The sequence below is a fragment of the Actinoplanes sp. NPDC051470 genome (genome assembly GCF_040682035.1).
Lineage (GTDB): Bacteria > Actinomycetota > Actinomycetes > Mycobacteriales > Micromonosporaceae > Actinoplanes.
Genome location: NZ_JBFBAA010000068.1, coordinates 10687 through 14563, shown reverse-complemented (window position 1 = coordinate 14563; position 3877 = coordinate 10687). Strand labels below are relative to the sequence as shown.

Genomic DNA, 3877 nt, shown 5'->3' with positions numbered 1-3877 from the left:
CGAGCACGCGCCCGGAACTACACAGCCGACACCATGTCGACCCTCCTAACTGCGAGTCCACTCGCAAAGTGCGACCTCGTGTCGCAACGGCATGACAGTGCACGTGATCAAGCAGTTCTGCTGGCTGTCCAGTGTTTGCTCAAATCGCTGCGGTCGGGACGGCGCGCGTCGTCAGCTATCCAGGCTTATTCCCACGCCGCTTGTCGGCCTTGGCGGGGCCTGCCTGCATTGAGTTGATGGAAGCTTCATCGCTTAGGTATGGATCGTTGCCGCGATCTAGGCGTAGCGCCGGCGTCGATGTCTTGGTAAATTCATTTCATGTCACAACGAGATGAACGGGAGGAGTTCGCTCAGGCCGTGATGCGGCTCATCGACCAGGGACACCGCCACATCTCGCGCCGCCTGAACCTGGTCCGCGTTCAGGTCCTGGGGACGGTGGCCGCCAACGAGCCGGTGCGGCCCGCAACGATGGCCGCCGAACTCGACCTGACGGCATCGGCGATGAGCCGGCACCTGACCGCATTGGAACAAGCGGAACTGATCACCGTGATGCCTGATCCTGATGACGCCCGCACGTTCCTCGTGCGGCAGACCGAACGTGGCCGCGCGGAGATGGACGCCACGATCCAGGCTGGAACCACGGTGTTCGCCGAGGTGGTCGCCGATTGGCCGGACGCCGACGTCGCCACCGCGATCAAGCTGATCAGCCGGCTCAACCACGCGTGGGCGCGACGCCACGCCGCCGCCTCGAACGCGCCCCGGCCGGGCACCGGTCCTCGGTGGCGTCAAGCACGGCGACCGGACACCACTGGACAGGAGGAGGAATAGACATGCAGACCTCTTACGCGATCAGTGCCACGCGGGTGCCCTTGCCGGTCCGGGGCGTGCAGGTGCTGCTGGCCGTGATCGCGATCAGTCATCTGACGGTGCCGATAGTGATGTGGGCCAACCAAGGCGCGCTCCGCGATGAGATCGCGTCTCAGCATCCCGACTTCAGCGCGGGCGAGGTCGCCCGGTCGGCCGACATCGCGGTCACCTCGGCGGCCGTGTTCCACGGCGTCCTGCTGCTCCTCTGCGCGCTGCTGATCTGGAAGCTGAGCACCGCGCGGCCCTGGACCCGCCGGCTGACCGCGGTGTCGCAACTGCTGTCCGTGGTTTTCAGTGTCTTCTCCTGGTCGTCCACGCCAAGGTTCCACGCGGTCATCCCGATCATCGGCGCCATCCAGATTCTCACCGTCGTGCTGCTCTGGGCACCCCAGCCGGCCCGGACGTTCTTCGCCGACGGCGCCCAGCGAGCCACCACCGTGTGACACGGACCCAACACCACGCTCATGTCAGCGGGTGACGACGACAAAGGCAACCCATCGACAGGCATGAGGTTCGCGTTCCCGCGTCGTTCGACGATCGCTGGGTCCTCCTCGACATCGACATGCTCATACCGTTCCCGAGCATCCGGCGACCTTGATCAGGTGCACGGTCATCGGCAAAGTCGCGCAGCCGTTCATCGGCGGACGAACACGGACAGTGACTGCCCTGCGGGCTGGCGCGCGATGACAGCGGCATGAGAGTGAATTGATCTTCAGGACTAGGCGGCAATATGTTGATCATTTCTTGGCCGAAGATCGCGGTATTTCGCTGTATTGCCGAGCGTGTTCTGGGCGGTGTTGTAGGTGGTTGGCCGGTGGGTAGGATGGCTGTCTTCCGGCGCTGCGGGAGGCGTGGGTGGGCGGCAGGCTGGCGGGCCCTGATTTTTTCATCAGTTATGCGGGTAGTGATCGCGATTGGGCTGAGTGGATCGCGGTGCAGCTCGAAGGCGCCGGGTTCTCGACGAAGTATCAGGCGGCGGATTTCCGGCCGGGCCGCGATTTTGTTCGTGAGATGCATGAGGGGCTGGTGTCGGCGGAGCGGACGATTGTGGTGTTGTCTCCGGCGTATCTGCGGTCGCGGTTCGGCGAGGCGGAGTGGCGTGCGGTGTTCGCCGGTGACCCGACCGGTGAGAAGGGTTTGCTGATCCCGGTACGGGTACAGCCGTGTGAGCCGCCGGGTCTGCTGGCAACCCGGGTTTATGTGGATCTGGTCGAGGCGTCGGAAGTGGTGGCGCGTAAGAAGCTGCTGGCGGCGGTGGACAAGGAACGGCCGAGGCCGTCGGCGGCGGTGTTTCCGGGGCGGAAGGGTGCGCGGTTCCCCGGCGCTGGGCCGGCTGTGTCGAATCTGCCGGCGAGGATCCCGGTGTTCACCGGGCGCGCGGATCTGATAGGTGCGGTGTACGAGCAGCTGTGCACCGAGGGACGGTCGGCGGCAGTACACGGGCTTGGTGGGATTGGTAAGACCACGCTGGCGGTGGAGTACGCGTACCGGTTCCGCAGCGACTACGAGCTGGTGTGGTGGATCGATGCGGCCGAGCCGGCCACGGTGGCGGCGCAGCTGGCGCAGTTAGGGCGGCGGCTGGGTCTGCCGGATGCGGTGGACGAGCGGGATGCGGTGTCCGGGTTGTTCGCCGAGCTGGGCGGCCGTGACCGGTGGCTGCTGGTCTATGACAATGCCGAGCAGCCTTCGTCGCTGGCCGGGCTGATCCCCACGGCCGGGACTGGGCATGTGCTGGTGACGTCGCGATGGCCTGACTGGCGCGCTCACGCCGGCACGGTGCAGGTGCAGGTGTGGCCGCGTTCCGATTCGATCGCCTACCTGCTGGGCCGTACCACGCACACCGATGAGGTGCTGCTGGGTGAGCTGGCGGAGCTGGTCGGGGATCTGCCGCTGGCGATGGAGGAGGCGGCGGCATACCTGACGATGACCGGTGAGGACCTCGGTGTCTACGTCGGCCTCGTGCGTGAGCGGCTTCGGGAGATGTTCGCGACGGCGCCGGACGCCGGTGGTGAGGATCAGCGGCGGGTCGCAACGGTGTGGACTCTCTCGCTGGACCAGGTCCACGCCCTCGAGCCGATGGCCGAACAACTGCTGACCTTGCTGGCCTTCCTGGGCCCGCAGGTGCCGCGGGACCTGCCAATTGCGAACCTTGACCTGCTGCCGGACGAACTCGGTGCGGCCGTGGCTGACCGGTTGAACTACAACCGGTTGCTGAGCGCCATCGGCCGGTACGCACTGGTCAGTCTGGGGCCGGCCGAGGTGGGGATGCATCGGCTGGTGCAAGCCGTCGTGCAGGCCAGAATCGACCAACACGCACAGGCCTCGTGGGTGAGCACGGCCGTGAACGTGGTGCGCGGGGTGTTTCCCGCGGACAGCTGGGAGGCGGCTCGGTGGTCCGAGTGTGAACGGTTGCTGCCGCACCTGTTGGCGGCCTGCGAGCACGCCGAACGCAGCCGGGTGCACGGCGAGCAAGCAGGTTGGCTGCTGGCCCGGGCCTCGACGTATCTGCGGGAGCGTGGGCAGTACACGCAGGCCGAGCCACTGGCCCGGCGTGCGCTGGCCGTCACCACAACGACACTGGGCGCCGACCACCTTGAAACGGCATCGCGCCACGATGAACTCGGCCGCGTGCTGCAGGTTCTGGGTCTGCTGGACGAGGCCCGCACCCAATACGAGCTGGCCCTGAGTATCGGCCTGGCCGCGCTCGGCCCCGCCCACGCCACCATCGGCGCCTGGCGCAACAACCTCGGCGGCGTGCTGCAGGATCTGGGCCGGCTGGACGAGGCCCGCACCCAATACGAGCTGGCCCTGAGTATCGGCCTGGCCGCGCTCGGCCCCGACTACCCCACCATCGGCGCCTGGCACGGCAACCTCGGCGGCGTGCTGCAGGATCTGGGCCGGCTGGACGAGGCCCGCACCCAATACAAGCGGGCCCTGAGTATCGGCTTGTCCGCGCTCGGCCCTGACCATCCCGACATCGGCATCCGGCGCGGCAACCTCGGCAGCGTGC

At 67.0% G+C, this 3877-nt stretch carries 3 protein-coding genes; all 3 read left to right on the top strand.

Features of this window, described 5'->3' with window-relative positions; all coding sequences use genetic code 11:
- The first annotated feature begins 318 nt into the window (after positions 1 to 318).
- Complete coding sequence (locus AB0M54_RS47485) at positions 319 to 828, top strand: MarR family transcriptional regulator (protein ID WP_364479892.1); 510 nt, start codon at positions 319 to 321, stop codon at positions 826 to 828.
- Positions 829 to 830: 2 nt separating this feature from the next.
- A complete protein-coding gene (locus tag AB0M54_RS47480) occupies positions 831 to 1310 on the top strand; it encodes a hypothetical protein (protein ID WP_364479889.1) in 480 nt (159 codons plus the stop codon).
- 412 nt (positions 1311 to 1722) lie between these two features.
- Positions 1723 to 3877: FxSxx-COOH system tetratricopeptide repeat protein (fxsT, locus tag AB0M54_RS47475; protein WP_364479886.1), on the top strand; the 2155-nt coding region annotated here is incomplete at its 3' end.

Coding starts and splice junctions, on each gene's coding strand:
- AB0M54_RS47485 (WP_364479892.1), top strand. CDS start 319: ATGTCACAACGAGATGAACGGGAGGAGTTCGCTCAGGCCGTGATGCGG.
- AB0M54_RS47480 (WP_364479889.1), top strand. CDS start 831: ATGCAGACCTCTTACGCGATCAGTGCCACGCGGGTGCCCTTGCCGGTC.